The organism is Flavobacterium beibuense F44-8 (genome assembly GCF_000769915.1).
Lineage (GTDB): Bacteria > Bacteroidota > Bacteroidia > Flavobacteriales > Flavobacteriaceae > Flavobacterium > Flavobacterium beibuense.
In genome coordinates, this window is sequence record NZ_JRLV01000025.1 from 25,344 (window position 1) to 51,523 (window position 26,180).

Below are 26,180 nucleotides of genomic sequence, written 5' to 3' on the forward strand. Positions count from 1 at the left end.
AGCTAATTCACCTTTTTTTAACAACATAACAACCTGAAATAAAACACATTAAAAATCCACAAAATAAGTTTTATTCCTCATGGAACAGTTTTTGTTTATTTTTGGAAAAACATTACTTACATGAAAAAATTAGTATTCGCCCTTTTGTTATTACCACTGGCATCTCATGCACAGCTGGGAGGCCTTCTGGATAAGGCAAAATCTAAAGTATCTGAAGTTACCGGAAGTAGTACAGGTATAAGTAATACCGATATTGCTTCTGCACTTAAAGAAGCCCTTAACCAGGGAGTTAAAGAGCAGGTAACCAAACTTACTGCCGAAGATGGTTTTTATAAAAACGAAATGGTAAAAATACTTTTGCCGGAAGAACTTCAAAAGGTAGACAAAACCCTGCGTAGTGTAGGTATGGGTGACCTTGCAGATAAGGGTCTTGTAGTACTTAACCGTGCTGCAGAAGATGCTGTGAAGGAAGCTACCCCTATTTTTGTAAATGCTATTACAAGTATGAGTTTTACCGATGCTAAAAATATACTTATGGGCGACGACAGATCGGCTACAACCTATCTGGAGAACACTACCTCAACACAACTGTATCAAAAATTCAGTCCGGTTGTAAAAACATCGTTAGACAAAGTAGGTGCCGATGAAGTATGGGCAACCATCATTGAAAAATACAACTCACTGCCATTAACTAAAGATGTTAACCCTAATCTAACCGATTATGTTACCTCTAAGGCGATGGACGGTGTATTTACAATGATTGCTGTAGAGGAGAAAGACATTAGAACCGATTTATCTTCACGTACGTCTGATCTCCTTAAAAAAGTTTTTGCTTTACAGGACTAAAACCAAACCCTATACATGAAAAAAATACTGATACCTGTTTTTGCCGTTATACTGTCGGTTTCCTTTTCAGGATGTGCCGAACTACAACAAATGGCACAACAGTTTCCGCAAAACGGAATTATAACTAATGCCGATATCGCTGCCGGACTTAAAGAAGCGCTGGATAAAGGCATTGATAAGCAGGTAAGCAAACTTACTGGTACCGATGGTTTTTATAAAAACGAAATGGTAAAGATACTTTTGCCCGACGAACTTAAAAAAGTAGATGAAGGCCTGCGCAAAGTAGGACTAGGCTCACTGGCAGACGAAGGTTTGAAAATGATGAACCGCGCTGCCGAAGATGCCGTTAAGGAGGCCACCCCTATTTTTGTTTCGGCAGTGAAGGATATGACCTTTACTGATGCCAAAAACATATTAATGGGCGACGACAGGTCGGCAACTACCTATTTGGAAAAAACCACCACAACTCAGCTGTACTCAAAATTTAACCCTGTTATTAAGTCGTCTTTTGGTAAAGTGGGAGCCGATAAAGTTTGGGAAAACATTATAAACAAGTACAACAAACTTCCGTTTGTAGACAAGGTAAACCCTGATCTTACCGACTATGTAACATCACAGGCCTTAAAAGGGGTATTCACCATGATATCTGTAGAAGAAAAAGAGATTAGAAACAACATAAGCGAGAGAACATCCCCGCTATTAAAAAAGGTATTTGTTTTGCAGGACAACTAAAAGCTAATGCTTTAATTTACAATGATATACATATAACATTACCTTAACATTGGAAACTATTTTTTTTGAGTAATTTGCACGCTGAAACTAAAATAGTTTTCTCACATTTAGTTAGGGTTAGTTAAAGAAAAGTGCCGGTAGTAAATGCTATTGGCATTTTTGTTTTTATACCCCATAAAATATTTTTAACCCACTGTTTTTTAAATCGTTTTGTTTTCTACATTTGCGCAAATTGTGGAGACGTGAAAAAGTGCGTATTACTTGTATGCCTTATGCTGAATGCTGCGGGCTTTTGCCAGGAGTGGAATGTGGATTTGGAAACTGCAAAGAGCAAAGCCATTGCCCAAAACAAAAATATACTATTGGTCTTTTCGGGGTCAGACTGGTGTTCCCGCTGTATTGAACTGGAGCGCAAAGTATGGCAAAGCGAAGAGTTTAAAACCGAAGCCGATAAGAACTGGATACTGTTAAGAGCCGATTTCCTGCAGAAAAAAGGGGAATCAGAACCTGTTGATATTAACGACCCAAAAATAATACTAACCGAACGTTATAACCGTAACGGCTTTTTCCCATATATCGTACTACTGGACAAATACGGCCGTGTTATAGAACGCGATGGCTACGAACAGTTTAATACCGCTAAGGAATACATTGAATATTTTAAAAAACTGGGGAAGAAGTAAACTATTAACTTACAGGTTCGGTTACCTGACTATTGATAAATCTACCGGTTTCTATAAATCTAATAATTCTTTTATTAAACAGGCAAAGAACTCCAAACATGAATAGTACAACACTATGAGTTATTAGTTTGGCTTCAAAATGATGAAATAATCTTGCCGGAAAATAAAATACGCTGTTTATAAAGAGCCATTCTATAATATCAAACTTATAAAACAAAGATGATATTAAAAGGACTACAATACTATTTCCTTTAAACCATTTATATTTTTTACATAATAGTAAAGAAGCTATGGTTCCTACAACTACCCCTATATAACCTGACACACTGATAAACAATGTAGCATAAGCAATTCTTACAGGAGATATAATATGCTCCATGCTGTCTAAAGTTTTATCTAAAGTCATTCTTACCATTTCAATATCGTAAAAATAGGATAATGAATGAGCGGAATAGACAAAAAAACAGGCTGCTAGTACATGAACTAAAATAAGGCGCCAGTTTAGTTTTGATATAAAGTTTTTCATCCGGTAAGGTTTAAAAGCTAATATACAACCTTTCTTTATTACATAAGCCTTACAACACCCTGCTTGTCATTCTAACGACAGGAAGAATCTCTAAACTTTAAAGATCTTTCACTTCATTGCATTACGTTCAAGATGACAATCCTGCTTGCCATTCTGACGATAGGAAGAATCTCTAAACTTTAAAGATATTTCACTCCATTGCATTGCATTCAAGATGACACAACACTGCTTGTCATTCTGACGATAGGAAGAATCTAAATTATAACAGATTGCCGCGTCGTAACTCCTCGCAATGACAAATACTTACCGGTATCCTAAACCGGTTCTTCTATACGTAGTTGTAACTGCTTAAAGTAATCAAAAGCTTTTACAATCCTGCTACCATACCATGAAAACATTTCACCGTCAACAAAAATGGTTTGTGCGTGGTGCGTATGCCTTCCCAGTTCAAAAGCATCTTCATCCTTAAACGGATAAGGTTCTGACGAAAGGAATATCACCTCAGGGTCACCCTGTATTCTCATTTTCTGAACGATAATTTCGGGGTAACGTCCTTCCCTGTCTTCATAAATATTGGTAAAATGATTCAGTTTAAGCATCTCGTTGATAAAGTTATTACCCCCGGCAACCATATACGGATTTTTCCAGATAAAGTAAGCCGACCTTTTAAACGGCCTGCCTTCCATAAACTTCTTAAAATCAGTATATCCGTGGTTTATTTTATCAACCCAGTGCTGTGCCTTGGTACGAACCGAGAATATTTTCCCCAGTTCCTCTATCATTTTGATATTATCTTCAATCGTAATAATATCACTAACCCATACAGGGGCTATTTCGCTAAGCCTTTCAACAATCTCGGGCGTATTCTCCTCTTTATTGGCGATGATAATATCAGGCTCCAGTGCCTTTATTTTTTCATAGTGCACCCTTTTAGTACCGCCAATAATCCTTTTGGTTTGCTTTAGGTGATACGGGTGAACACAAAACTTAGTTATCCCTACAATTTTATCCTCAAGACCAAGATCATAAAGAAGCTCGGTTTGTGAAGGTACTATAGATACAATACGCATTGGCGCTTTAGTAAGCGTAATGGTATTCCCCAGCTGATCTGTATATGTTTTTGTTTGTTCCAAAATTTCAGTTTATAGTATTAACTATAAAATTGCAGCCATTTCCTGCTGAATCTTTAAAGCCTCTTCTCTTGCTTTTTCGGCAAAATCCTCACCGTTTGAAGCATAAATAATACCTCGTGAAGAGTTGATTAAAAGCCCTACATTATCACTCATACCATACTTGCATACATCCTGAAGGTTACCGCCCTGTGCACCTACACCCGGCACAAGTAAAAAGCTGTTAGGTACAATTTTTCTGATTTCGGTAAAATACTCGGCTTTAGTAGCCCCAACCACGTACATAAGGTTTTCACTGTTTTCCCAACCCTTAGAGGTTTTAAGTACGGTTTTATACAGCTCCTCGCCCTCTACGGTTTTGGTTTGGAAATCAAAAGCTCCCATATTAGAGGTAAGCGCCAGCATAATGGTAAACTTATTTTTAAAAGCCAAAAACGGCTCTACGCTATCTTTCCCCATATAAGGTGCTACGGTAACCGAATCAAAATTCAGGTCTTCAAAAAAAGCCTTGGCATACATCGCCGACGTATTTCCTATATCTCCCCTTTTAGCATCGGCTATGGTAAAAATTTCAGGATGCTTTTGGTTAATGTAGTTTATGGTTTTTTCCAGCGACAACCAGCCTTTAAGTCCGTATGCCTCATAAAAGGCAGTGTTAGGCTTATAAGCCACAGCCAAATCGTGAGTAGCATCAATAATGGCTTTGTTGAATTCAAAGATAGGATCTTCTGTAGCCAGTAAGTGTTGCGGGATTTTATTTAGGTCCACGTCAAGGCCTATGCATAAAAAAGATTTCTTATCAATAATGTTTTGGTGTAGCTGCTGTGTCGTCATGTTTATGTTTGAGTTTTACCTGTAAAAGCTATTGTGGTGCAAAAGTACGAATTGCTTTTTATTTCAGGAAATAAACCATTCAACGACAGATTAAAGTATTTTGTCGAAAATATATAAAACTGTAGGACTAATAGTATAGTTTTATATCTATAATTTAAATCCCCAAAAACTATTTAATGAATAAAGACGGCGACATAATAATAATTGAAGACGATTCTGACGACAGAGAGCTGCTTATACACATTTTCGAAGAGCTGGGTAAAGAACACGGCTATGAGAACAGGCTTGTGCTTATTGAAGAGGCCGAAGACCTTATTGATTTCCTGAAGTCAGACGAGGCTAACCCGTTTATTATTATTTCAGATATTAATATGCCTAAAGTGAATGGGTTTGATTTGCGAAACCTTATTTTCAGTGATGCTGAATTAAGACGAAAAGCAATTCCATTTATTTTCCTTACTACCGCACGTAACAATGAGAAGTTTCTGCAAAGGGCATACGAACTATCCATACAGGGATATTTTGTAAAACCTATAAACTATACGGCTTATAAAAAACTGATAAACGATATTATTGCCTACTGGAAAAACGCACAAATACTATAACTACTACTAATCCTGATCTACTACTTGGAAGCTCCTGCCTATAATGGCGGGAGTTTTTTTAATCAACAAAACTGTTAATTTCATATTTATATTATTTTTTTTTCAAATTAAAACTATCTACTTCATAATTATTAAGAGAATATCTATGAACCTATTGGATGTTTGAAACATCTACCTTTATTTTACAACCATAATCCTTAATATTTTTTTATGAAAAACCGCACCAATTTAAAATCTGCTATGTTAATTACTGCAGTATTTTTAATTAGTGTTATATCTTGTCAAAAAGATGACACTATTACTCAGGAAGAAAAAAGCTTTTCTATGAAAGCTGAAACTATCAGTTTAATGTCTGAGGAAGAAACAAGTTACGCTGTTGACCTTTATCACAATCAGATGGCTAAAGTTTCAAGAAAAGAACCCATTAACTTTGATAATCGTGATTTAGCCGAAGTTCGTGATTATACTGGTAAAATTCATTATACTTATAAAGTTACTACCAATGAAGATAATGAAAGGACTTTTCATAATGTTGTAATTACCAACTGGGATGGTTATTTCAAAACTATACTTGTAAAGTATGAAATGACTGATGAGTATTATCAAAAATTTACCGAAACTGGTGATTTCACAACGTTTACCGGTACAATAACAGCATCACTACTAACAGCAGATGGTGGCTACCCTTGTGGTGAAATGCCATCACTGGGTATACCTACAACCGGAGGAAATGGTCCCGGCGGTGGCGGTGGCGGTGGTGACTATGGCGATGGAGAACCGTGGAATCCTAACGGAAATGGTAATCCTCACAACCAAACATTGGTAGATTATATGTATCTTAGTATATCAATCAGATCTATATCTTCGGGTTCAGGTTCAGGCTCTAAATGGAGATACGGACACAGGACTCCAAGAGATTTCACTGTTTCAGGTGTATCAGAAGCTTTAAATATAGAACCTATAGATGAGACTAGAAATCCTTGTGGAGATGGAGGTGAATATGGAGTATTAGTACCATTAGACTTCTCAAAAATAATTGTAGATAATATAACTGAAGATTCAAATTTAGACCCATGTATTTCATCAGTAATAAGCGATCTTAAAAACTTGACTGAGAAAAATATGGCTGAAGTAATTCGTAAATTAGATGCTTTTCCATCACCTTATACAACTAATATAAAAAATGGCACATTACCAGATAATGCTGCTGGTAGTCCAGCAAGAACAATCAGAACTCCTGGCAACCCAGAATATAACTATACTATAATAATTGATCCTGAATACACCCCAAATACAAATAAACTTGGTTATGCGACAATTATTTTACATGAAATGATACATGCTTATTTATTAACCCTAATAGATGATGGCCCTGAAGGGAGTGGAAGTGAAAATTTCCCTGATTTATTTGAAAAACTTGTTGAAAAACAATTTGGCCCTAATCCTCAAAATTTTCATCATCAAATTATGGCTGAAAAATATGTTGATGCTTTGGCAAGAGCTCTGCAAGAATTCCAAACTGGAAATCCTGTCCCAGATAATACATCACCTAGTCAAAACTATACCGATTTAGCATGGGGAGGCTTAAAGGACGCACCTATTTACCAAACTACATCATCTCTTACTAATGAAGATCGCGAGAGAATAAACAAAAGGTATGCTTCAGAAATAATGAATATTACAATTGGGACAACTGTACCTCTTGGTGATACCTGTGAGTAATAATTATAAATATGACAAAATATACCATCCTATTCATCTGTCTTATTTTATGTTCAGCCTGTTCAATAAACAAAAACCAGCCTGTAAACGATTATATGATACAGTATGTATTAAACGATACTGTAAATGATTCCTTTTACAATAATAAGGTTAGGGATTCCTTTATTTGGATTGGGCAAAATAAACTGTCAAAAAAAGATGCATTAAAAGCATTGAATAATACATCACACTACAATAAGAATAATGGTAAATGGGATTTAAAATTTAACCAAACAGCGCTTTATAATGAAAAGGCATGGAAGAAACTGGTTAATAACAATATAAACGACACCCTTAATGATTACTGGAATAGTAACAACTTTTCTTTTAAAAATAGGGTATTCTCTAAGCAGGAAATAGATTCTGTAAGAAAGCTGGCAGATTATTCATTACGGGAAAAAGTGTACTTTTTTACCGATGTAATGTACTATGACAAAGATATTGCTGTTTTTCGATTAGAAGAAGTTACAAACCAGTTTAATGGCGGATTATTTAAAGACCGTATACTATTTATGAAAAAAGAGAACGGCAAATGGATTGTTATTGATGAAGGAATAATAAATCGTAATTAATAATTAAGTAAAGCTCCTGCCTTTTAAGGCAGGAGTTTTTTTATTTTAGCGTTTTAATTTCACCAAGATGAAAAAACACCTTTTAATAATTGAACTATTTTACTTGTCTCCCTGAGATATAAAAAAATCCCGCCTGTTGGCGGGATTTGTATTTTTAGAAAACTTCACTCTCTTTAAGTTTCTCTGTATTGTTTACAAGCTGTATCTCATCAATAAGCTTTTGTATGCTTCCGTTCATTACACCGTCAAGGTCATAAAGCGTAAGTCCTATTCTGTGGTCTGTAACACGTCCCTGTGGGTAGTTGTACGTACGGATTTTTGCCGAACGGTCACCACTACTTACCTGTGAGCTACGTTTTGCAGCATCGGCTTCCTGTTTCTTGGCAAGTTCCATTTCATATAAACGTGAACGAAGTACCTGTAAAGCCTTATCTTTATTTTTATGCTGTGATTTCTCATCCTGACACTGCGCCACAAGTCCTGTTGGGATGTGTGTCATACGCACTGCTGATTTTGTAGTGTTTACCGACTGTCCTCCAGGCCCTGATGAACAGAATAAATCTATACGAACGTCGTTCATATCAATTTGTACATCAAACTCCTCTGCTTCCGGTAATACCATTACAGTAGCTGCCGATGTATGGATACGTCCCTGAGTTTCAGTTTGCGGTACACGCTGTACACGGTGTACACCCGCTTCAAATTTAAGCGTACCGTATACATCTTCTCCGGTAACTTCAAAGATAACCTCTTTAAATCCACCCGATGTACCTTCGTTAATATCTACAACACTGGTTCTCCAGCCTCTGCTTTCACAATATTTGGTATACATCCTGAAAAGGTCTCCGGCAAAAATACTCGCCTCATCACCACCTGTACCGGCACGAATTTCTACCATTACATTTTTGGCATCTTCAGGATCTTTAGGTATAAGCATGAATTTTATTTCTTCTTCAAGCTGTGGCAAGCGTGCTTTATTCTCATCAAGTTCCATTTTAGCCATCTCCACCATCTCAGCATCACTTCCGTCGGCTATAATTTCCTGAGCTTCTTTAATACCTCCTGTTACTTTAATGTACTCTTCACGCTTTTCTACAAGTCCTTTAAGGTCTTTGTATTCTTTATTAAGCTGTACATAGCGTTTTTGATCGGCAATTACATCCGGCTGAATAATAAGGTCAGAAACCTCATCAAAACGCTGTTTTATTATCTGTAACCTGTCTAACATGTTTTTATCTCCTTATTTCGAGGTGCAAAATTACGAATTTTTCCTGTATTATCAGCTTTACTCCATAAAACAAGTTTAGCCTGCATAAATCCCGCAAATAACTTCCCGAAAGAAAATCATTAAACTATATTTTTTGTAAGTATTTTCAGTTTGGCATCACTTTTGGAAAAGAGTTGTCCAAATTAAAATAACAAAACAATAAACAATTATTAATAACCATTTTAAATTTAAAATTCTATGAAAAAACTAAACCACACTCTACTAAAAACTTTTGCTGTTTTTACAGTCCTTTTTATGGTAGCCTGCTCAAATGATGACGATACTACTGCAAACAATGATACTAATGTTATTGTTGATCCTGAAGAAGAAATCCCTGTTGACCCTTTTATTGGAAACTGGAAATCATTAGGTTATTATGTGAATGATGAATATTTTGAGAATGAAGACTGCGAAAATGTAGAATTAAATATAAATGATGAGAATACAGGCACAATGACTTATCATGATTGTGGCTGGGAAGATGAATCGGAAAATCTAACCTGGGAAAAACTGGAAGAAAATAAATATAAAATTACTATACCCGATGATACTGCAACTTTAAATACGGTTTTTGAAAATGATTTAATGAAGGTTACCGTAGAAGGAGAAGAAGATTATATAGAAGTATTCCAGAAACAGTAATACTCCTTCTTAAAATAATAAACAAAGCCCGATACCACAAGTTATCGGGCTTTGTTACTTTTAATCGTTTTTTATACCTCGTTGGTTTATAGAATTTTACCCATATCGTTACAAAGTGTATGGTTTTTAAGTTTTTTCTTATAAAACACACTGATTAACAAGTAATTACAAATTAAAAAAACTATACTTTTAGATATTTCGTATTATATTTGCACACCCCCTTACGAATACACATCTATTAATTTATTATGAACAAAACAAAAAGAGGATTTTTAAAGCTTGTTCCGCTTGTCCTGCTAATGAGTCTGATTGCATGCAACGGAGAAAATGATGAAACAGCATCTTTGAGCGACTCAGCCACAACCCCACCTACTATCTTTGCAACCTGGAAAGCAACAGGTTTTATTTATGATGGTGTTTACTCACCTATTACAAATGAATGCCAACAGGAAATAATGACCATAAATTCTGACGGCACTGCCCTATCGGCAAAAAACTGTCCGGAGGGTACTTTTTATACCGAGTACACCTGGAATCAGGTAGAAGGTGATGTTTATGCCTTTGACTCTGAATCCACTTATTGGCCGGTAAACTATAAGTTGACTTTCCCTATAGGAAACGACAAAATGTATTTTACCTATGCCAAACCTCAACCACACGAGTTTTCTAAAATATATGAAAAGGTGGAGGTTACCGAAGAACAAAGCAGGGAATCATCTCTGTAATTTAAACACAAATTATTTATTAACAAACGAGGGGGGCATCTTGACCAATAAATAAAAAACGGAGACTGTATGCCTCCGTTTTTTATTATGAACAGTTATTACAGTAACCGGTTACCCAGCTGCTTATAGTTTGTTTTACATAGCCCTGAGGCAGGGTTAAGGTAACCTCCTCATCAAGGCACTCAACCTTTTCACATTTGGTACACCTAAAATGAAAGTGATCGTGGTTATGATTGTGCTTTTCCTCTCCGCAATTAAGGCACAGTGCAAAATAATATTTGCCGTTATCGGCAAGTATGCGGTGCGTAATACCGTCTTCACAAAAACTGTTAAGTACCCTGTAAATGGTAACCCTGTCCATTTCTCCTTTTACCTTATCTTCTATCATGTCCTGACTAAGTGCCGTTCCGGCATCTTTAAGCAGGGTTAAAATAGTACTCTTTGCCGGTGTGTTTCTTCTTCTCATCTCATTAACGCAATTTTGTTGCAATTATTTAATGCAATACCGTTGCAATAATACAAAATTTATATACATTTGCCAAACTACTAAGTTCAATCATCAATCAAAAAATCATACACATGCAAACAAATTACGAAGTTATAATTATTGGCGGAAGCTACTCTGGGCTTTCCGCAGCTATGGCACTGGGGCGTTCCCGCAGAAAAATTTTAATAATAGACAGCGGTAAACCCTGTAACAGGCATACCCCTCACTCCCATAACTTTATAACTAACGATGGTAAAACTCCTGCCGATATTGCACAACGCGCAAAACAGGAAGTTCTTGCCTACTCTACCGTAAACTTTGTGAATGATAAGGTTACCAATGTTATAAAAACAGAAAACAGTTTTAGTATAACTACACAAAACAATGTGGTATGCAGTGCTAAACGATTACTTTTTGCTACCGGTATTACCGATATTATGCCCGCTATAGACAACTTTGAAGACTGTTGGGGTATATCAGCCGTACACTGCCCTTACTGTCATGGTTATGAAGCAAGAGATAAAAAAACGGGAATACTAGGTAATGGTGAAGCCGCCTATCATTATGCAGGATTGTTACTACAGTTAACTAATGATATTACTATATACACTAACGGTAAAGCCGAATTTACCGAAGAGCAATTGGAAAAATTTGCCAAACATAATATACCCGTTATTGAGGATAGCATCATTAAACTAAAACAAAGTAAAGGTCAGGCAGAGGCACTTATCTCCCGTAACGGTAAGGCTTATCCACTGGAGGCTGTATATCATAGGGCAGCTTTTGTGCAACACACTTTACTCCCTCAGGATTTGGGCTGCGAACTGGATGAAAACGGATTCCTTAAAACCGACCCAATGCAAAAAACAAATATACCGGGTATTTATGCCTGTGGCGACTGCACCACTCCTATGCGATCGGTGGCAACAGCTGTGGCTACCGGAAACAAAGCAGGGGCTGTAATAAACAGCGATTTGGCTTTTGAGGTTTTCTAATCCAAAAAAAGAGTAAATTGCAGGTAAACTAAATCAATCGATTATGAAACAACAGTTTATACTTATTACAGCTGTAGGTTGCCTGCTTTTTACTGCCTGTAAAGAAAACAGGGAAACTAAAACTAAAACATATACTGAGCTTGAAAAAGCCGAATGGGTTTTAGGACAATGGGTAAACAAAAGCCATGATGCTGAGTTTTCTGAAACCTGGATGAAGGAAAACGACTCGGTTTACGCAGGTGAATCTTATTTTATAAGGAATAGCAGTGATACCTTGTTTGCAGAAACTATGAAGCTTGCCGAAACCAACGGTAAGCTTAACATGATTATTACCGTACCTAACCAAAATGATGAAAAACCGGTTGGTTTTGAAATGACATCGGCTAATGATACCTTACTTGTTTTTGAAAATCCGGCTCACGATTTTCCTACTAAAATCACTTATAGAAAAGTCAATAAGGATTCCCTTTTGGCAGAAATATCAGGCTTGAAAGAAGGAGAAACTGTTTCACAAAAATTCCCGTTTAAAAGAAGATAATTGATTTTTTAGTAATATAATTAGTCTGTCATTCTGAACGTAGTATAGCGAAGTGAAGAATCTCTAGTATTTAGGTTAAGTATAATTAGAGATTTTTCGACTCCATTTCATTACGCTCAAAATGACAGACATTACTTTTATACCTAAAATGAAAAAATAAAATAATAGTATCTTTTCTTATTTTAGCCGTAAAACCTCAGCTAATGGACTATACCGAAGGAACCGACTTTAAAGGTGTGGATTACACTGTTTCCAATATACCGAAAGGCGAATATGACAACTGCAGCTTTACAGGCTGTAATTTCTCTGCCTGCGACCTAAGTGGTGTTGTGCTTACCGATTGTGAGTTTACCGACTGTAACTTTAGTAATACTAAAGTGCGCGGTACGGGTTTTAAAGAAGTGTTTTTTAAAGATTGTAAAATGACCGGACTCAACTTTAGTGTAGCCGATCCGTTTTTGATTGCCATGCATTTTACCGATTGCCAGTTAAGCCTTACCTCTTTCTATCAGTTAAAGCTTAAAAAAGCCCGTTTTACCAACTGTAACCTGCAGGAAGCCGACCTTACCGAAACCGATTTTACCGAGGCAGCATTTACCAACTGCGACTTTAAGCATGCCATATTTGAAAACACGGTACTGGAAAAAGCCGATTTGCGTTCGTCCATAAACTACTCCATAGACCCGCAGCAAAACCGAATTAAAAAAGCGAAATTCTCACTACCTGCCGTAACAGGTTTAATATTGTAATATCATGAAATATCCATTACTCCCCTTGATAATTTCAATTTGCTTAATATCTTGTAATAATACTGAATTAGAAAAACTTAATCGTAAAATATCTTCTTTGGAGAAACAGAATGATTCACTTATCAATATTATTTCTAAAAGTGAACTTGAAAAAGCCAAAAACACCCAGTTATACCTAATTCCTAAAACTTTCGAATTAAAATCAAATAAAGCAAATATCATAGAGGGCATACTATCTGAAATACAGGAATATCCGGAGTTTGAACTTCATTATTATAATGAAGCAAACATCTATGATGACAGCAACAAAATTGAATATGAGAAGACCGGAGATAATAAATTTGAATTTGAATATATTCCTAAAGAAAACTCAGCTAATCAAGAAATAAAAGTGGTTGTAATATATAAGGTCAATAATTCAAAAATAAATCTTTTTGGTATTACTAATGCTCCTGTTAAATAGTTTAATACAGAACTCCCCGCTATCGCGGGGAGTTTTGTTTTTATCTTCTTGCTTTAAAATAATCAGAAAAACGGGTACAGTTTGAGGTTAGGTCATCATACATTTCCTTACTTGTTGCAAACTCCAACAACTCTTTATCATCTTTATTCTGATTACAGGAAGCTATCAATCTTAAACATAATGCCTTAAACTTATCTGTCTTAGCATGTTCAAAGGCTTTGTGATAGTATTTTTTAGCTAAAACACAATCGTAATACTCCTCATCATCTTGAAATCCCTTTATGTTGTCATAACTCTTATAATAACGCCTCATCATCCATGAGTTACCGTAATCGGTCATATTATAATAACAGTTAGCCACAAGAAAATAATAATAATCCCTGTCCTTTTCATTTTTATCTTCCGCTTTAGCCAAATAATTAATAAGCTGCTTTGTTACCGTATACTTGTTCACTTTAATAGTATCACGCATCGGGATAAACTCAGGAGTATATTTAAGCGTATAGAAAGGATTTGCATCAAACTGATTACCGCTATTAAAAAACGATTTCCTTTCCCAAAAGCCATAGTTATCTTCCCAATACTTATTTCCTGCCTTTTCATAAGCGGCGGCAGCCTCTTCGAGCTTATTTGAGCGTATGTATTTTGTTCCCAATAAGTCATAAAGAACACTCTGCTTAGTTGTTATCCACGAGTACTTCCAGTTTGAAAATTCATCGGTAGCCTTATTGTTCTGTATGTTTTCTATAAGTTGCTCTATTTGCGGTGGAGTATAATTAAAATCAATATAAGTAAACCAGTCGTTGAAGTAGTCATAATAATTACCAATCTTTTTTCCGTCCTTCCAATACACATCACTCCATCGGTTTCCTTCTTTATAAAATTCACTTACAAGATTACAATACATTAAAGCCGCATCGGTAGTGTTACCTTTATACTCCAACTCCCTGCCAATGGCAAAAACAAACCTTTGATCATCCTTAAACTTCAGTAGCAGTATTTTTACCTTTTCAGGTATCACTGCTTTCCCTTTTTCCTGAAAAGCTGTTAATGCCAAAGCATATATTTTTTCAATCTGATTTTTAGCCTCAACTTTATTAATATCCTTTTTATCAAGTTTGCTTATTGTCTGTACACACTCTTTATACTGCTGGGCAAGCAGTTCTAAATTGGCCTTTACCTGTAGCCAATACACATCCTCAGTCTTCTTCATCGACTTTACAAACGAAAGCACCTCGCGGGCATACTGCCTGTCTTCCTCTACCCTTTTCATCATAACTTCCTCAGTACTATCGGGATAACTTTCTGTTGTTACTGTTGGAGTAAAAAGTGTATAATAAGGTGTATGTATCCAATCTTCCAGTTTATTTACCTCCCTTAGCATTAAAAGCTCCATTACCTCGCTATTAGGATCAAGTTTATATGCTTTTTTAATATAGTCTAAAGCCCTGCCAGGCTTTCTGATAGCCGCTAAAACATAAATATTAGCTTTTTCCTTATCATTTTGGGCAAAGTGTAAAATCTCATCTATAGGCAGATTCTTATCAAATGATCTGTAAACTGCAAAGCTTTTGTCGGGCGCATTGGCAAATACCTGTGCTGCATAATAGGCCGCTTCGACTTTGTCTTCAATTGTTAATGTATAAAAATGAGTTGCCCAGTAATATATAATATCTTTGTTTTCCGATTGTGAGAACACTTCCTTATACAAACTGCGCAGGATATCATAATTACCATTATAGTAATCCAAACGTATTGCTAAAAAAGCATAACGTCGCTTAAACTCCTCTTTACCCGATGCCTTACTGTACTCAATAGCCTTTGTTATAAGTGTTCCCCTTTGCTTTACCAAATTCTCTACATCCCTTTCCCAGGGATCATCATACCACCCGTTAGCAGGCTCACATTGTTTGGCAAACCTTAAATAATTGAGCGCAACGGTATCATTGGTTGTAATAAGATACTGAACCATACCGTTAAATGAAGCCTTATCTAAATCATTGGCAGGTAGAGAATAAACACATTCTGTTACAGCCGGCATAGGTACTTTACCATTACAGTAGTTATACCAAAAAATATCGTTAGACCCGTCACCAGCATCAATTTTTGCTTCAACATCATTGTAATACTGTGAGGTATAAAAAAACGGAGAATAATAATTGTAATCCTGATATTCAGGTTTAAAAAAGCACATACGTACTTGTTCGCCATAAGGATAATACCCACAAGGATAACCTATAATAGAACTACTTAGTAAAACCAGTATAAAAAGCTGAAATCTCTTCATTAGTATAAGGGCTTAATTGTGTTTCATCAAGATGGAAAAAGCTTACCGTAATATTTTTATCTAAAGGCACCTTTTCAGCTATAACAGCTATCGCTTTATTAATATAATCAGCGCTCATTTCTTCAATTTTTACTTTATCACCTTTCCTTAAGTAAAAATCGTTTACCTCTATATCTTCGGTAACTTCATACCACAAGTTTTTTTGTGGTTTAAGAGACTTTTTAAGCTCCTTAATATCAGCATACAAAACCTGTACAAACTGATTGTTTTGATACACATGTGCCCATGAATACAGAGGTAAAGCCACATCAAGGTGGAGCGGATAATTATAATCTCCCAAATAAGATGACATCTCATCAATATCTAATATTGAGTTCTTGTCGTGGTTTTTCATTGGGTTAATAAGGTTGTAGCACATAAGCATGGCGCTGTCTACAGGGGGAACTCCCATCTTATCTTTATATTTATAGGGATAAAGTCTTAGCGTACAGCTTATTTTTTTACCCGAAAGCTCTTTTATCTTTTTAAGGAAGTAAAAATAATTGTCTTTTGTAGATGGTGTCCAGTCGCAATCCATTTGATACTCTGTAACCAAATTAGGTTCCATTTTATCATTAACATACTTGTCTATTAGATAGTTTACATTATTAGCCAGGGTATCAAGTCCGCCATTATCTATTTTAGAAAAAACACTATTATTTAAATATACCGTAGGGACATAAGTAAAGGAATCCTGTATGTTGTAAAAACGCAATGACGTTTTTGAAATGGGAATATTACCCATAACATCATTCTTTTCCACTTCAAAAAACTTGACATAAAGTTTAGTAACCTGAGCTGAGTCAAGTACTTTTCTTTCAATCTCATTAATATGCCATTCATCACTTTTCCAATAATAAAAGGCGCGCTCAACATTTTCAGTTTTATTCTGCTTACAGGAAAATAGCATACAGGCAAACACTGCTGTAAAAAAGATTTTTTTCATTAAATAAGGTGGTTTATTAAGTAACGCTAAAAAGCCCCTTAAAGTTAAATAATTTAGGGGACTTTTTTCACAAAAAAAGTCCTGCAAAATGCAGGACTTCAATCTTATAGCGAACTAAACTTTTTACTTATTTTTAAGCGGAATATTCTCTACAATCTCCAGTACGAATTTCCAGTACTTTTGAGCCGATTTGATACTTGCTCTTTCATCAGGAGAGTGAGCTCCCTTAATGGTAGGACCAAATGAAATCATATCCATATCAGGATAATTAGTACCTAATATACCACACTCTAAACCTGCGTGGCAAGCCACAACATTTGGTTTCTCGTTGTTCTGTTTTTCGTATATCTCTTTTAATACTTCAAGTATAGGAGAGTTTACGTTTGGTGTCCATCCTGGGTAAGAACCCGAGAAGTTTACTTCACAACCAAACAGTTCAAACGCCGAGCGCAGTGCATTAGCTAAATCAAATTTAGAACTCTCTACAGACGAACGTGTTAAACACCCTATGTGTATTTTACCATCCTTAACAATTACCCTTGCAATGTTGTTTGAAGTCTCAACAAGGTCGTCCATATCGGCGCTCATGCGGTACACTCCGTTATGAGCAGCATAAATTGCACGGATTAAACCTTCCTGTACGCCAAGCTCCATTACTTTAGCAGGAGTATCGTCCGATTTTACAATCTTTATTTCAAGGTTAGGTTCGGTAGTTTTGTATTCTGTTTTGATGTCATTGATAACCTCCTGCATATCGAATACAAAAGCCTCATCAAAAATCTCAGAGATAATCACCTTAGCAAAACTCTCACGCGGAATTGCATTACGAAGGCTACCTCCGTTTATTTCAGCCACCTGAAGCCCGAAGTTCTCAAAGCTGTCAAATAACAGGCGGTTCATAATTTTATTGGCGTTACCAAGTCCTTTATCGATGTCCATACCACTGTGACCACCGTTAAGTCCTTTTACGGTAATAGTGTATCCTACAGAGTTTTCGGGAGCTTCCTCCTCGTTATAACCTCTTTCGGCAGTAACATCAATACCTCCGGCACATCCTATATCAATTTCGTCATCCTCTTCGGTATCAAGGTTAAGCAGTATCTCACCATCCAGTAGTCCGCCTTTAAGTCCCATTGCACCTGTCATACCTGTTTCCTCATCAATAGTAAACAGCGCTTCGATAGCAGGGTGCTTAATATCAGTACTTTCTAAAATTGCCATTATGGTAGCAACACCTAAACCGTTGTCGGCACCAAGGGTTGTTCCTTTAGCTCTAACCCAGTCACCATCTACATACATCTCGATACCCTGAGTATCAAAATCAAAATCAGTATCGGCATTTTTTTGGTGAACCATATCAAGGTGCGACTGCATCACTATGGTTTTGCGGTTTTCCATTCCCGGAGTAGCCGGTTTTTTAATAATAACGTTACCTACTTCGTCTTCAATGGTTTCCAGCCCAAGTTTAGCACCAAAATCTTTCATAAAGGCAATTACCCTTTCTTCTTTTTTAGAAGGCCTTGGTACGGCATTCAGGTCGGCAAATTTGTTCCAGAGCGCTTTAGGCTCAAGGTTTCTTACTTCCTGGCTCATTAATCGTGATATTTATCTTCTTAATAATTCGTTTTTCTGCACCGATTCTTCATCGGTGCCACAAAGGTAAACAAATTACAACGATGTAGAGGCAGGCTATACACCTATTAACCAAAAGATATTACCGCCAGCAACGCTGCCACACTTGTAGCTACCCACAACAGCACACCCTGTACAAAAGGTTTTACCCCCACAGCCAGTAATACCTCCCTGCTTAACGAACTTCCTATTAAAAACAGGGTAAGTGTTAACCCTGCCTTTGCAGCTGTTACTATATAAGGCGCTGCCAACTGTATTACAGGTAAATAAGTATTGGCAAGCATAACCAGTACAAACAACCCAATGAAATACGGAATTTTAACCTTGGCATCTTTAGTTTTAAATGCCATAGCCGAAAGAAAAGCGACAGGTATTATCCAAAGGGCTCGAGCCAGTTTTACCGTAGTGGCTACCTCCAGTGCTTTTGTTCCATAACTACCTGCTGCACCAACTACCGAACTGGTATCGTGTATGGCTATGGCACTCCACAGTCCAAACTGCTGCTGACTCAAACCAAGCAAATGCCCTATTACCGGAAATAAAAACAGTGCAGCCGAATTAAGGATGAATACCACACCAAGTGCTACAGATATTTGTTTTTTCCCGGCCTTTATAACCGGAGATACCGCCGCAATGGCACTACCCCCACAAATAGCTGTACCCGATGCTATAAGGTAAGATGTTTTTCTGTCGGTTTTAAAAACCTTACCCAGTACATAGCCTAAAAGTAAAGTACCCGCTATGGAGCAAACAGCAAACAGAATCCCTTCACTACCGGCTTTAAGCGCACTACCGGCATTCATACCAAACCCCAGCCCCACTACTGATGCCTGCAATAAATAATGGGTAGCCTTTGCGCTCTGCTTTTTAAACGGATTCCCAGCTGTCCATGCCAGTACTATACCTAACAATAATGCTGCTGGAGGACTACCCCACGGACTAAGGCAAAACAGTATGGCAATTACAAACAGTGGCTTATTTATATTTTGGAATATCATAACCTTTAATTATTTAACAAAACAAAGTTCTGCTTAAATAAAAGGCTAAAGAAATTGTTTTTAGTAATGAGTTATTACCTAAAGTTATAATGAAGTGCAAAATCCATAAAAACCGACTGTAGTTGTTTTTCGGTGCCGTGCTTCTGGATAAAGAACAAATCTCTGTTTATATTGAGTCCTTTTATGTCCATTATAGAAAAGCGTCCCTGCTTAAGTTCATTATAAACCGAATAGACCGATAGGAAAGCCCCTGTATCACTATTGGCAATGTACTGTTTCATAGCCTCGGTACTTTCCATTCGCATTTCAATAGTAAGGTCAGCGAGTTTCATTTTATGTTTTGCCAGTGCATTAGCAATAACATCCAGTGTGCCCGATCCGGGTTCGCGCATTAATAAGGGTAACTGTGTTAGTTCGGTTAATGAAATGCTTTGTTTTTTAAGTAACCCATGTTTCTCCCTTACTACAAGCACCAGTTCATCCTTAAGGAAAGGAATATATTTAAACGATGTGTTTTTAAACGAACCTTCGGTAACGCCAAGGTCAATCTCATCGTGCTCCATGGAAGCCTCTATGCGCTCGGTATTATGAATATGGAGTTCGGGTTGTATATTAGGATATCGCTTTTTAAAAGCAGCCAAAACAGGCGGTAATATATACTGTGCAATAGTCGTACTGGCACCTACTCTTAGTATACCTTCCTGCTTATTGCCAAAACCTTTCATGTCAAGCTCCAAATCATGGTGCAGGGTAAAAAGTTTTTCGGTGTGTTGCAAAAGCAGTTCTCCCGCCGGGGTAAGTTTAATTTTAGTACCGTTGCGTTCAAAAAGCATTACATTAAAATGCTTTTCTATTTCGTTTATATGTTTGGTTACAGCGGGTTGGGTTATATACAGTTCGGCAGCGGCTTTGGTAAAGCTTAGCCTTTTTGCCGTTGTATTAAAAACCTTTAGCCTAAAATCAAACATTATTCTTTTATAAAGTATTGGTTAACTATCTCCTTAACGCCTTTTTCATTTACTTCTGCCAGCCATACATTTTGGGGTTGCAGGCATATTACAGGAGCCTGTTTGCAGTTATCGGTACATTCCATTCGTACAATATCCACATCTTTTTTTAGTCCGGCCTCCTTAAGTTCCTCCTTAAAACATTTGCGTAACGATTTGTTGTAGCGGCCGCATTTTTTTCCGTCACACATAAAAATAACCTTTTCAGGAGCATCAATCTTTTTCATCGGGTTAACATTGTAACAGTTTATCAGTACAAAAATACTACTTATATTTACATCAAACAGATAATACAACCAATGAAAAAAAAGATAATACTGAGTATACTCCTTTTAGTCCAAATACTGATAGTTAACCTGTTATCTTTTTTTCCTGATTTTGTAGAACGTTATTACAGTAACGGGCTCTACCAGTACATCTCTAAAGGTTCACGTGTATTTTTCGGGCTTTTTGGCTTTTCAATAGGCGATATTATTTATGGTATTGTTATTTTTTTCATTATCAGATGGATTTGGAAAACCCGAAAAACATGGCGACAGCAATACAAAAACAATATACTTACCGTGCTTAGTTTCTGTTCGGTTTTCTATTTTTTGTTCTACCTGCTTTGGGCGACCAACTATCACAGAGTTCCGCTGAATGAAAAAATGGGCTTTGAAAAAAAATACACTGAAGAAGAACTTGTATCGTTTACCGAACGCCTTATAACCAAGGCTAACCAAATGCACCTTCAAATTGTGAAAAACGACAGTACCAAAGTGGTTAACCCTTATACAGTAAAACAAATATATGGTAAGGCCCTTAACGGATATAATAAACTGGCACAAATCTATCCTGACTTTACCTACAAAAAGGAAAGTGTAAAATCGTCTTTAATAAGTACGCCCCTATCCTATATGGGCTTTGGCGGATACCTTAACCCTTTTACTAACGAGGCTCAGGTAAACTACAATCTGCCGTTATACAACTACCCTACAACTACCTGCCACGAAATGTCGCATCAGTTGGGTTATGCCAGTGAGAGTGAGGCTAATTTCATAGGCTATATGGCTTCAATACATAATACCGACCTTTATTTTAAATATTCGGGTTACGTATTTGCTTTAAAATACTGCATGAGGAATATAGAAAAACTGGATGAGGAAAAAGCCGAAAGCATGCTGCCGTTAATCAATAAGGGCATACTGCTTAATTTTGAAGAAAGCCATCAGTTTAACGATCGTTACTCCTCATTTATAGAGGTTATTTTTAAAGGTTTTTATGATAACTACCTGAAATTAAACCATCAAAAGGACGGACTTGAAACCTACAGCAAGTTTGTAGGCTACCTTGTTAACTACTACAAAGAAAAAGATTTGTAACAAAGTGTAACAATTTTACATTTTGGTATACCAATGCATTATGGGATCAGATTTAGAAAGGTCATTTGTCGAACAGTTACAGGAAAATCAAAACCTGATACACAAAATTTGTAGGCTCTACACAGATAGTGAAGATGCCCACAAAGACCTTTTCCAGGAGATTACCATACAACTCTGGAAAGCCTTTCCGCAATTTAGAGGCGATTCTAAATTCACTACCTGGGCTTATCGCGTGGGGCTTAATACTGCCATTACCCTATACAGGAAAAAGTCTAAAACCATAAATACTATTGAGTTTAACAGTACCATACACAAGGTAAACCAGGAAGAATACAATTATGAAGAGGAAGAACACATTAAGCTGCTTTACCAGGCGGTGCATCAGCTTAACGATATAGAAAAAGCCCTTGTATTTATGTACCTCGAAGACAAAGATTATGGAGAGATTGCCGAAACGCTGGGTATTAGCGAGGTAAATGCAAGGGTGAAAATGAACAGAATTAAAGGGAAACTGAAAAAAATATTAAATCCGTAATAAGGATATAAAATGGACGTATTAGATAAATTAAAAAACGACTGGAATAAAAACGGCGACCGTTATCCGAAGATTTCTGAGAATGAGATCTATGCCATGCTGCACAGAAGGTCTTCTTCCATAGTAAAATGGATATTGCTTATCAGTATCATTGAATTTGCGTTTTTCTTAACGCTTACATTTATGCTGAATGATACTCCAAGCGCAAAATCAATAGTAGAGTTTATAGGCACTTCATTAAATACGGTTTTTGGTGCTATAGATATGGGTATAAACCTTGTTTTTATGTATCTGTTTTATGTTAATTACAAAAAAATAACGAATACAGACACAGTGAAAAACCTGATGTCTAATATTTTAAAAACAAGAAAAATTGTATCACGATATATTTTTATTAAATTGGCATACACAGTCGTAATGTCTTTAGTAGTACTATTGATACTGTATTATAACGACCCAGAATGGCTGGCTACTTTCCATAACTATGAAGAACATGGTAAAAGTGTACAGGCAACACTGGTTTACTTTATAGGTGGTATTATTGGAGTATCACTTATAGTTACCGTATTATGGCTGTTCTATAAACTTATATATGGTATCCTGCTTAAACGACTTAACAAAAACTATCAGGAGCTTAAAAAAATAGAGATATAACAATACAATGAAGAAGATTTTATTTGCCATTATTGCCTTATTTACCATTGGAGCCAGTGCCCAAAAACTGGACAAATCATTACTTTGGAAAATAACCGGTAACGGCATTAAACAACCTTCTTACCTGTTTGGCACCATGCATATTACCTGTGATGCCACACTAGACGAAAATGTACTTACCGCTCTGGATAGTACCCGTCAGCTTTATCTTGAAATGGATATGGATGATCCTGCTCTAAAATCAGAAATGATGAAGGGTATGATGATGAAAGACGGCAAAAAAATCAGTACCATGGTAAAGGAAGAAGACTTTGCCGTGCTGGACACCTTCTTTAAAAAAGAACTGGGCGTTTCCGTTAAACTAATGGATAACCTAAAGCCTGCCCTTATAAGCATGTCCCTTATCGCTAAAATGATTGACTGCCCTTTGCAATCTTACGAAGAAGAGCTTATGAAAATTACCCATGAGCAGAAAGAGGAAGTTTACGGACTGGAAACCATAGAAGAACAAATGGCTGTTTTTGACCAGGTACCTTATGAGGTTCAGGTGGAAGAACTGGTAAAAACCGCAAAAGATAACATGGAACACGATAAGGTTGAATTCCAAAAGGTAATGGAGGTATATAATTCCAAAGACCTTAATGAGATTATGAAGGCCATGAACGAATCTGAGAATAAGATATATGGCGATAATGATGATATCTTATTAACCAACCGCAACAAAAACTGGATTCCTAAAATAGAAGAAATTGCTAAAACAACTCCTACCTTTTTTGCCGTTGGTGCTGCCCACCTTGGCGGAAAAGAAGGTGTTATTATGCTTTTACGCAAAAAAGGCTATACTGTAGAGGCTGTAAAATAACCTGTATTTCAAATCACTTATTAAAGGTTTTCAGTAACATAACAGCTGTAAAAGTTGTAATGGCATTTTTTTTGATATTAATGCCAAAAAATTGCTCAAATAAACCAAACCAAACTTCGTAACCTTATTGTTTAGGGATTGCCCTCCCTCTCAATTATTTTACGATACCAAAAAACCAACACCTTATGAAACCAATTTTAACCTCAATCCTTTTAACTTTCTCGGTATTTCTCTATGCTCAGGATAAAACTGCTAACGACTCTATAAAAAAAATGGAAACCGAACTGGATGAAGTAGTACTGGAGAAAAAGAAAAAAGCAGTTGAACGACAGGCCGATCGTGTAATATTTGACTTTTCCGAACAATCACACCTTAACTCAGGGATGTTGCTTGACGGACTTAAAAAATTACCGGGACTTATCGTTTCAGACGTTGCGGGAATGATGTACCAAGGTAAAGGGCTACAGGTATACATGGACGGACGCCCGCTTAATATTTACAGTCAGGATCTAACAACTTACCTTGAAGGGATACCGGGAAACACCATTGAAAAAGTAGAGATCATTACGCATCCGGGAGCCGAGTTCCCTGCCACATCGGGCGGTGCAATTATTAATATTGTATCTTCAAAAAAATCTCAAAAATACCTTAGTGCCACCTACTCTAACGGATACGGATACACTAAATATGATAATTCAAGACACCGGTTTAACAACAGCCTTACGCTAAACTCGGGCAACAGCCTGTTTAACTGGCAAATAAATGCGGGTCAAAGCTATACTGAAAGCTATCAGTCCAGCGAATTTTTTAGTCCTGATTATTTAATTTCCCGAAATACAAACGACAGAAACAATCGCTACTACTACCTTAAAACAGGCTTGAAGTTTGATTTTAAAATGGACAGGCTACTTGTTAACTACGATATAACTACCAATAATTCTTCCTCTTATATCAATGCAGTAGGAGATGGTTTTATATCGGACGATAAAGGGAAAACCAAAAACTTTTATAATGATGTAATGCTTACCTATCAAAAGCGTTTTGAAGACCCTTTTAAAAAGCTTGATTTCCGTGTAAACTACAATAACAATAACGGTAATTTTGATCAGGATTCAAGGTTAAACGATAATATTGTTTTGAATAACGATAGTGATCAGGACTTCTATCAGTTTAAAACCGATTACTCCCAACAGTTGGAGTTTCTAGATAAAACAAAAATAAGTGCAGGTGCCCTTGCCGACAGATTGGATTTTGAGGCTAAAAGTTTTGGCAATACAAATCTTGACTATTCGCGTACCACATTAGGTTTTTATGCCGAAGGTCATGCCAACTATAAAAACTTTGAGTTTATTGTAGGGAGCAGGCTGGAATCTTACGATATTCATGGTACTTCCGGTAGCGATGACCTGATACCATTTAAACAAACCCGATTTTTCCCAAATGCACTTGTACAGTATAATGTAATGCCACAAATACATGTAAATGCCAGTTATAACAAAAAGATAAGGCTGCCTAATACATCGGCATTAAACCCTAACAATACAAGCTACCAAAACCCTAATCTTGGTTCGTTTGGTAACCCGTTCCTGCAACCTACTATTTACAACAACTACGAGCTGGAACTTAACGCATTTGAGTACTTTTTTATAAACTACTCTATAACCGATGCCAATAACCAAATTATAAGCAGAGTCGTTACTACTGATAATGGTGCTGCCATTACAAATGAAAACGTGGATAATGCTACCATATATAACTTTAACTTTGGTATCCCTATACCTTATATGCTTTTTACAAAAGGTTTAAAGAAAACACTGGAGTTTGATTTTAACCCCGATGAGATTAACTTCCTTTTCATATATGTAGGAAATCAGAAAAACATAATACCGGGGCTTGATACCAAAAGTGTTTGGAACCTTAACCTTACTTCACAAATTATACTTCCTGCTAAGGTTAAGTTTACGGCTTCTTACGGAACAACAAACACAGGGGGGTACTATAACTATTATGTAGTTGATAAGCCTCTTAACCAAAGGGTTGATTTAACTTTCTCCAAAAAGTTCCTGTCAGACAACCTTTCGGTATCGCTATATGTAAACGATTTATTTAATACCGTTCACCAAAACCTTAGTATTGCTCAAACCGACCTGATATATAACAGCCGATATGACTCACGAAGAGTGGGGTTTTCGCTTAGTTATAAAATACCAAGTAAAAACAAACAGGCTAAGGAAGAAGGTAACATATTGAATAGTGTGCCTACTAATGATGAGCAAAATACAATAGGTAATTAATTAGTACAGA

28 protein-coding genes are annotated in these 26,180 nt (G+C 36.5%); 17 read left to right on the plus strand and 11 right to left on the minus strand.

The genetic code is table 11. The annotated features are described in order from the left end of the window. The first annotated feature begins 120 nt into the window (after window positions 1–120). The 3 genes from Q763_RS15965 (at window position 121) to Q763_RS15975 (ending at window position 2,261) form a co-directional block, all read left to right on the plus strand. Window positions 121–846, plus strand: coding sequence for a DUF4197 domain-containing protein (locus tag Q763_RS15965; RefSeq protein ID WP_035136037.1), 726 nt, complete (start codon window positions 121–123; stop codon window positions 844–846). Window positions 847–861: 15 nt separating this feature from the next. Next, the gene (locus Q763_RS15970; protein WP_035136038.1) at window positions 862–1,578 is read left to right on the plus strand and encodes a DUF4197 domain-containing protein; all 717 of its coding nucleotides are present in this window, start codon (window positions 862–864) and stop codon (window positions 1,576–1,578) included. A 242-nt stretch (window positions 1,579–1,820) separates the two neighbouring features. Beyond that, window positions 1,821–2,261: a thioredoxin family protein gene (locus tag Q763_RS15975; protein ID WP_035136039.1), complete on the plus strand. Its 441-nt coding sequence runs from the start codon at window positions 1,821–1,823 to the stop codon at window positions 2,259–2,261. Window positions 2,262–2,265: 4 nt separating this feature from the next. Here the strand turns inward: Q763_RS15975 and Q763_RS15980 are convergent, their stop codons facing one another. The 3 genes from Q763_RS15980 to pyrF form a co-directional block, all read right to left on the minus strand. Then, the gene (locus Q763_RS15980) at window positions 2,266–2,787 is read right to left on the minus strand and encodes a hypothetical protein (RefSeq protein ID WP_157499490.1); all 522 of its coding nucleotides are present in this window, start codon (window positions 2,785–2,787) and stop codon (window positions 2,266–2,268) included. 314 nt (window positions 2,788–3,101) lie between these two features. Continuing rightward, window positions 3,102–3,857 carry an ABC transporter substrate-binding protein gene (locus tag Q763_RS15985; protein ID WP_052123484.1) on the minus strand — a complete coding sequence of 252 codons (756 nt, stop codon included), beginning with the start codon at window positions 3,855–3,857 and terminating at the stop codon, window positions 3,102–3,104. A gap of 84 nt (window positions 3,858–3,941) precedes the next feature. Then, window positions 3,942–4,751, minus strand: coding sequence for an orotidine-5'-phosphate decarboxylase (pyrF, locus tag Q763_RS15990; protein WP_035136042.1), 810 nt, complete (start codon window positions 4,749–4,751; stop codon window positions 3,942–3,944). Window positions 4,752–4,927: 176 nt separating this feature from the next. On the opposite strand from pyrF, the gene Q763_RS15995 reads away from it, so the two are divergent. The 3 genes from Q763_RS15995 (at window position 4,928) to Q763_RS16005 (ending at window position 7,689) form a co-directional block, all read left to right on the plus strand. Then, window positions 4,928–5,356 carry a response regulator gene (locus Q763_RS15995; RefSeq protein WP_035136043.1) on the plus strand — a complete coding sequence of 143 codons (429 nt, stop codon included), beginning with the start codon at window positions 4,928–4,930 and terminating at the stop codon, window positions 5,354–5,356. Window positions 5,357–5,566: 210 nt separating this feature from the next. Beyond that, window positions 5,567–7,078, plus strand: coding sequence for a hypothetical protein (locus Q763_RS16000; protein WP_035136044.1), 1,512 nt, complete (start codon window positions 5,567–5,569; stop codon window positions 7,076–7,078). Between the two features lie 11 nt (window positions 7,079–7,089). Further along, window positions 7,090–7,689 carry a hypothetical protein gene (locus Q763_RS16005; RefSeq protein WP_035136045.1) on the plus strand — a complete coding sequence of 200 codons (600 nt, stop codon included), beginning with the start codon at window positions 7,090–7,092 and terminating at the stop codon, window positions 7,687–7,689. A 154-nt stretch (window positions 7,690–7,843) separates the two neighbouring features. On the opposite strand, the gene prfA is transcribed toward Q763_RS16005, so the two are convergent. Beyond that, window positions 7,844–8,917: a peptide chain release factor 1 gene (prfA, locus tag Q763_RS16010; RefSeq protein WP_035136046.1), complete on the minus strand. Its 1,074-nt coding sequence runs from the start codon at window positions 8,915–8,917 to the stop codon at window positions 7,844–7,846. A gap of 237 nt (window positions 8,918–9,154) precedes the next feature. Between prfA and Q763_RS16015 the strand changes: the two genes are divergently transcribed. After that, complete coding sequence (locus Q763_RS16015; protein WP_157499492.1) at window positions 9,155–9,598, plus strand: hypothetical protein; 444 nt, start codon at window positions 9,155–9,157, stop codon at window positions 9,596–9,598. Between the two features lie 248 nt (window positions 9,599–9,846). Continuing rightward, window positions 9,847–10,323: a hypothetical protein gene (locus Q763_RS16020; RefSeq protein ID WP_035136048.1), complete on the plus strand. Its 477-nt coding sequence runs from the start codon at window positions 9,847–9,849 to the stop codon at window positions 10,321–10,323. Between the two features lie 85 nt (window positions 10,324–10,408). On the opposite strand, the gene Q763_RS16025 is transcribed toward Q763_RS16020, so the two are convergent. Then, window positions 10,409–10,789 (minus strand): Fur family transcriptional regulator, encoded by a 381-nt coding sequence (locus Q763_RS16025; protein WP_035136049.1) that lies wholly within the window; start codon window positions 10,787–10,789, stop codon window positions 10,409–10,411. 113 nt (window positions 10,790–10,902) lie between these two features. Here Q763_RS16025 and Q763_RS16030 point away from each other — a divergent pair, with 113 nt between their 5' ends. From Q763_RS16030 to Q763_RS16045, 4 genes are all read left to right on the plus strand, one after another. Then, the gene (locus Q763_RS16030) at window positions 10,903–11,805 is read left to right on the plus strand and encodes an NAD(P)/FAD-dependent oxidoreductase (RefSeq protein ID WP_035136050.1); all 903 of its coding nucleotides are present in this window, start codon (window positions 10,903–10,905) and stop codon (window positions 11,803–11,805) included. Between the two features lie 43 nt (window positions 11,806–11,848). Further along, on the plus strand, window positions 11,849–12,343 hold the full coding sequence (locus Q763_RS16035) for a DUF6265 family protein (RefSeq protein ID WP_035136051.1): 495 nt from the start codon (window positions 11,849–11,851) through the stop codon (window positions 12,341–12,343). A 203-nt stretch (window positions 12,344–12,546) separates the two neighbouring features. Beyond that, complete coding sequence (locus tag Q763_RS16040; protein WP_035136052.1) at window positions 12,547–13,092, plus strand: pentapeptide repeat-containing protein; 546 nt, start codon at window positions 12,547–12,549, stop codon at window positions 13,090–13,092. 4 nt (window positions 13,093–13,096) lie between these two features. Beyond that, window positions 13,097–13,555 (plus strand): hypothetical protein, encoded by a 459-nt coding sequence (locus Q763_RS16045; RefSeq protein WP_198133479.1) that lies wholly within the window; start codon window positions 13,097–13,099, stop codon window positions 13,553–13,555. A gap of 40 nt (window positions 13,556–13,595) precedes the next feature. On the opposite strand, the gene Q763_RS16050 is transcribed toward Q763_RS16045, so the two are convergent. The 6 genes from Q763_RS16050 to Q763_RS16075 form a co-directional block, all read right to left on the minus strand. Beyond that, window positions 13,596–15,842, minus strand: coding sequence for a hypothetical protein (locus tag Q763_RS16050; protein WP_035136054.1), 2,247 nt, complete (start codon window positions 15,840–15,842; stop codon window positions 13,596–13,598). Then, window positions 15,802–16,827 (minus strand): hypothetical protein, encoded by a 1,026-nt coding sequence (locus Q763_RS16055; protein WP_035136055.1) that lies wholly within the window; start codon window positions 16,825–16,827, stop codon window positions 15,802–15,804. The genes Q763_RS16050 and Q763_RS16055 overlap by 41 nt, the downstream gene beginning before the upstream one ends. A 123-nt stretch (window positions 16,828–16,950) precedes the next feature. Next, entirely contained in the window at window positions 16,951–18,420 is a 1,470-nt protein-coding gene (locus Q763_RS16060; RefSeq protein ID WP_035136056.1) for an aminoacyl-histidine dipeptidase, read from the minus strand. 107 nt (window positions 18,421–18,527) lie between these two features. After that, window positions 18,528–19,457, minus strand: coding sequence for a YeiH family protein (locus Q763_RS16065; RefSeq protein WP_035136057.1), 930 nt, complete (start codon window positions 19,455–19,457; stop codon window positions 18,528–18,530). A 74-nt stretch (window positions 19,458–19,531) separates the two neighbouring features. After that, the gene (locus Q763_RS16070) at window positions 19,532–20,425 is read right to left on the minus strand and encodes a LysR family transcriptional regulator (protein ID WP_035136058.1); all 894 of its coding nucleotides are present in this window, start codon (window positions 20,423–20,425) and stop codon (window positions 19,532–19,534) included. Then, entirely contained in the window at window positions 20,425–20,691 is a 267-nt protein-coding gene (locus Q763_RS16075; RefSeq protein WP_035136059.1) for a (2Fe-2S) ferredoxin domain-containing protein, read from the minus strand. The genes Q763_RS16070 and Q763_RS16075 overlap by 1 nt, the downstream gene beginning before the upstream one ends. Before the next feature lie 72 nt (window positions 20,692–20,763). On the opposite strand from Q763_RS16075, the gene Q763_RS16080 reads away from it, so the two are divergent. The 5 genes from Q763_RS16080 to Q763_RS16100 all read left to right on the plus strand — a co-directional run bounded on the left by Q763_RS16080 (window position 20,764) and on the right by Q763_RS16100 (window position 26,170). Then, a complete protein-coding gene (locus Q763_RS16080) occupies window positions 20,764–21,825 on the plus strand; it encodes a DUF3810 domain-containing protein (protein ID WP_035136060.1) in 1,062 nt (353 codons plus the stop codon). Between the two features lie 40 nt (window positions 21,826–21,865). Then, complete coding sequence (locus Q763_RS16085; RefSeq protein WP_035136061.1) at window positions 21,866–22,360, plus strand: RNA polymerase sigma factor; 495 nt, start codon at window positions 21,866–21,868, stop codon at window positions 22,358–22,360. 12 nt (window positions 22,361–22,372) lie between these two features. Further along, complete coding sequence (locus tag Q763_RS16090) at window positions 22,373–23,014, plus strand: hypothetical protein (protein WP_035136062.1); 642 nt, start codon at window positions 22,373–22,375, stop codon at window positions 23,012–23,014. Between the two features lie 7 nt (window positions 23,015–23,021). After that, complete coding sequence (locus Q763_RS16095; RefSeq protein ID WP_035136063.1) at window positions 23,022–23,876, plus strand: TraB/GumN family protein; 855 nt, start codon at window positions 23,022–23,024, stop codon at window positions 23,874–23,876. Window positions 23,877–24,061: 185 nt separating this feature from the next. Next, a complete protein-coding gene (locus Q763_RS16100) occupies window positions 24,062–26,170 on the plus strand; it encodes an outer membrane beta-barrel family protein (RefSeq protein WP_035136064.1) in 2,109 nt (702 codons plus the stop codon). Window positions 26,171–26,180 lie beyond the last annotated feature (10 nt).

Coding starts and splice junctions, on each gene's coding strand:
- Q763_RS16065 (WP_035136057.1), bottom strand. CDS start 19,457: ATGATATTCCAAAATATAAATAAGCCACTGTTTGTAATTGCCATACTG.
- Q763_RS15980 (WP_157499490.1), bottom strand. CDS start 2,787: ATGAAAAACTTTATATCAAAACTAAACTGGCGCCTTATTTTAGTTCAT.
- Q763_RS16040 (WP_035136052.1), top strand. CDS start 12,547: ATGGACTATACCGAAGGAACCGACTTTAAAGGTGTGGATTACACTGTT.
- Q763_RS16005 (WP_035136045.1), top strand. CDS start 7,090: ATGACAAAATATACCATCCTATTCATCTGTCTTATTTTATGTTCAGCC.
- Q763_RS16050 (WP_035136054.1), bottom strand. CDS start 15,842: ATGAAGAGATTTCAGCTTTTTATACTGGTTTTACTAAGTAGTTCTATT.
- Q763_RS16075 (WP_035136059.1), bottom strand. CDS start 20,691: ATGAAAAAGATTGATGCTCCTGAAAAGGTTATTTTTATGTGTGACGGA.
- Q763_RS15970 (WP_035136038.1), top strand. CDS start 862: ATGAAAAAAATACTGATACCTGTTTTTGCCGTTATACTGTCGGTTTCC.
- Q763_RS16015 (WP_157499492.1), top strand. CDS start 9,155: ATGAAAAAACTAAACCACACTCTACTAAAAACTTTTGCTGTTTTTACA.
- Q763_RS16095 (WP_035136063.1), top strand. CDS start 23,022: ATGAAGAAGATTTTATTTGCCATTATTGCCTTATTTACCATTGGAGCC.
- Q763_RS16085 (WP_035136061.1), top strand. CDS start 21,866: ATGGGATCAGATTTAGAAAGGTCATTTGTCGAACAGTTACAGGAAAAT.
- Q763_RS16035 (WP_035136051.1), top strand. CDS start 11,849: ATGAAACAACAGTTTATACTTATTACAGCTGTAGGTTGCCTGCTTTTT.
- Q763_RS16020 (WP_035136048.1), top strand. CDS start 9,847: ATGAACAAAACAAAAAGAGGATTTTTAAAGCTTGTTCCGCTTGTCCTG.
- prfA (WP_035136046.1), bottom strand. CDS start 8,917: ATGTTAGACAGGTTACAGATAATAAAACAGCGTTTTGATGAGGTTTCT.
- Q763_RS15995 (WP_035136043.1), top strand. CDS start 4,928: ATGAATAAAGACGGCGACATAATAATAATTGAAGACGATTCTGACGAC.
- Q763_RS16060 (WP_035136056.1), bottom strand. CDS start 18,420: ATGAGCCAGGAAGTAAGAAACCTTGAGCCTAAAGCGCTCTGGAACAAA.
- Q763_RS16055 (WP_035136055.1), bottom strand. CDS start 16,827: ATGAAAAAAATCTTTTTTACAGCAGTGTTTGCCTGTATGCTATTTTCC.
- Q763_RS16030 (WP_035136050.1), top strand. CDS start 10,903: ATGCAAACAAATTACGAAGTTATAATTATTGGCGGAAGCTACTCTGGG.
- Q763_RS16100 (WP_035136064.1), top strand. CDS start 24,062: ATGAAACCAATTTTAACCTCAATCCTTTTAACTTTCTCGGTATTTCTC.
- Q763_RS16025 (WP_035136049.1), bottom strand. CDS start 10,789: ATGAGAAGAAGAAACACACCGGCAAAGAGTACTATTTTAACCCTGCTT.
- Q763_RS16070 (WP_035136058.1), bottom strand. CDS start 20,425: ATGTTTGATTTTAGGCTAAAGGTTTTTAATACAACGGCAAAAAGGCTA.
- Q763_RS15985 (WP_052123484.1), bottom strand. CDS start 3,857: ATGCGTATTGTATCTATAGTACCTTCACAAACCGAGCTTCTTTATGAT.
- pyrF (WP_035136042.1), bottom strand. CDS start 4,751: ATGACGACACAGCAGCTACACCAAAACATTATTGATAAGAAATCTTTT.
- Q763_RS16090 (WP_035136062.1), top strand. CDS start 22,373: ATGGACGTATTAGATAAATTAAAAAACGACTGGAATAAAAACGGCGAC.
- Q763_RS16080 (WP_035136060.1), top strand. CDS start 20,764: ATGAAAAAAAAGATAATACTGAGTATACTCCTTTTAGTCCAAATACTG.
- Q763_RS16000 (WP_035136044.1), top strand. CDS start 5,567: ATGAAAAACCGCACCAATTTAAAATCTGCTATGTTAATTACTGCAGTA.
- Q763_RS16045 (WP_198133479.1), top strand. CDS start 13,097: ATGAAATATCCATTACTCCCCTTGATAATTTCAATTTGCTTAATATCT.
- Q763_RS15965 (WP_035136037.1), top strand. CDS start 121: ATGAAAAAATTAGTATTCGCCCTTTTGTTATTACCACTGGCATCTCAT.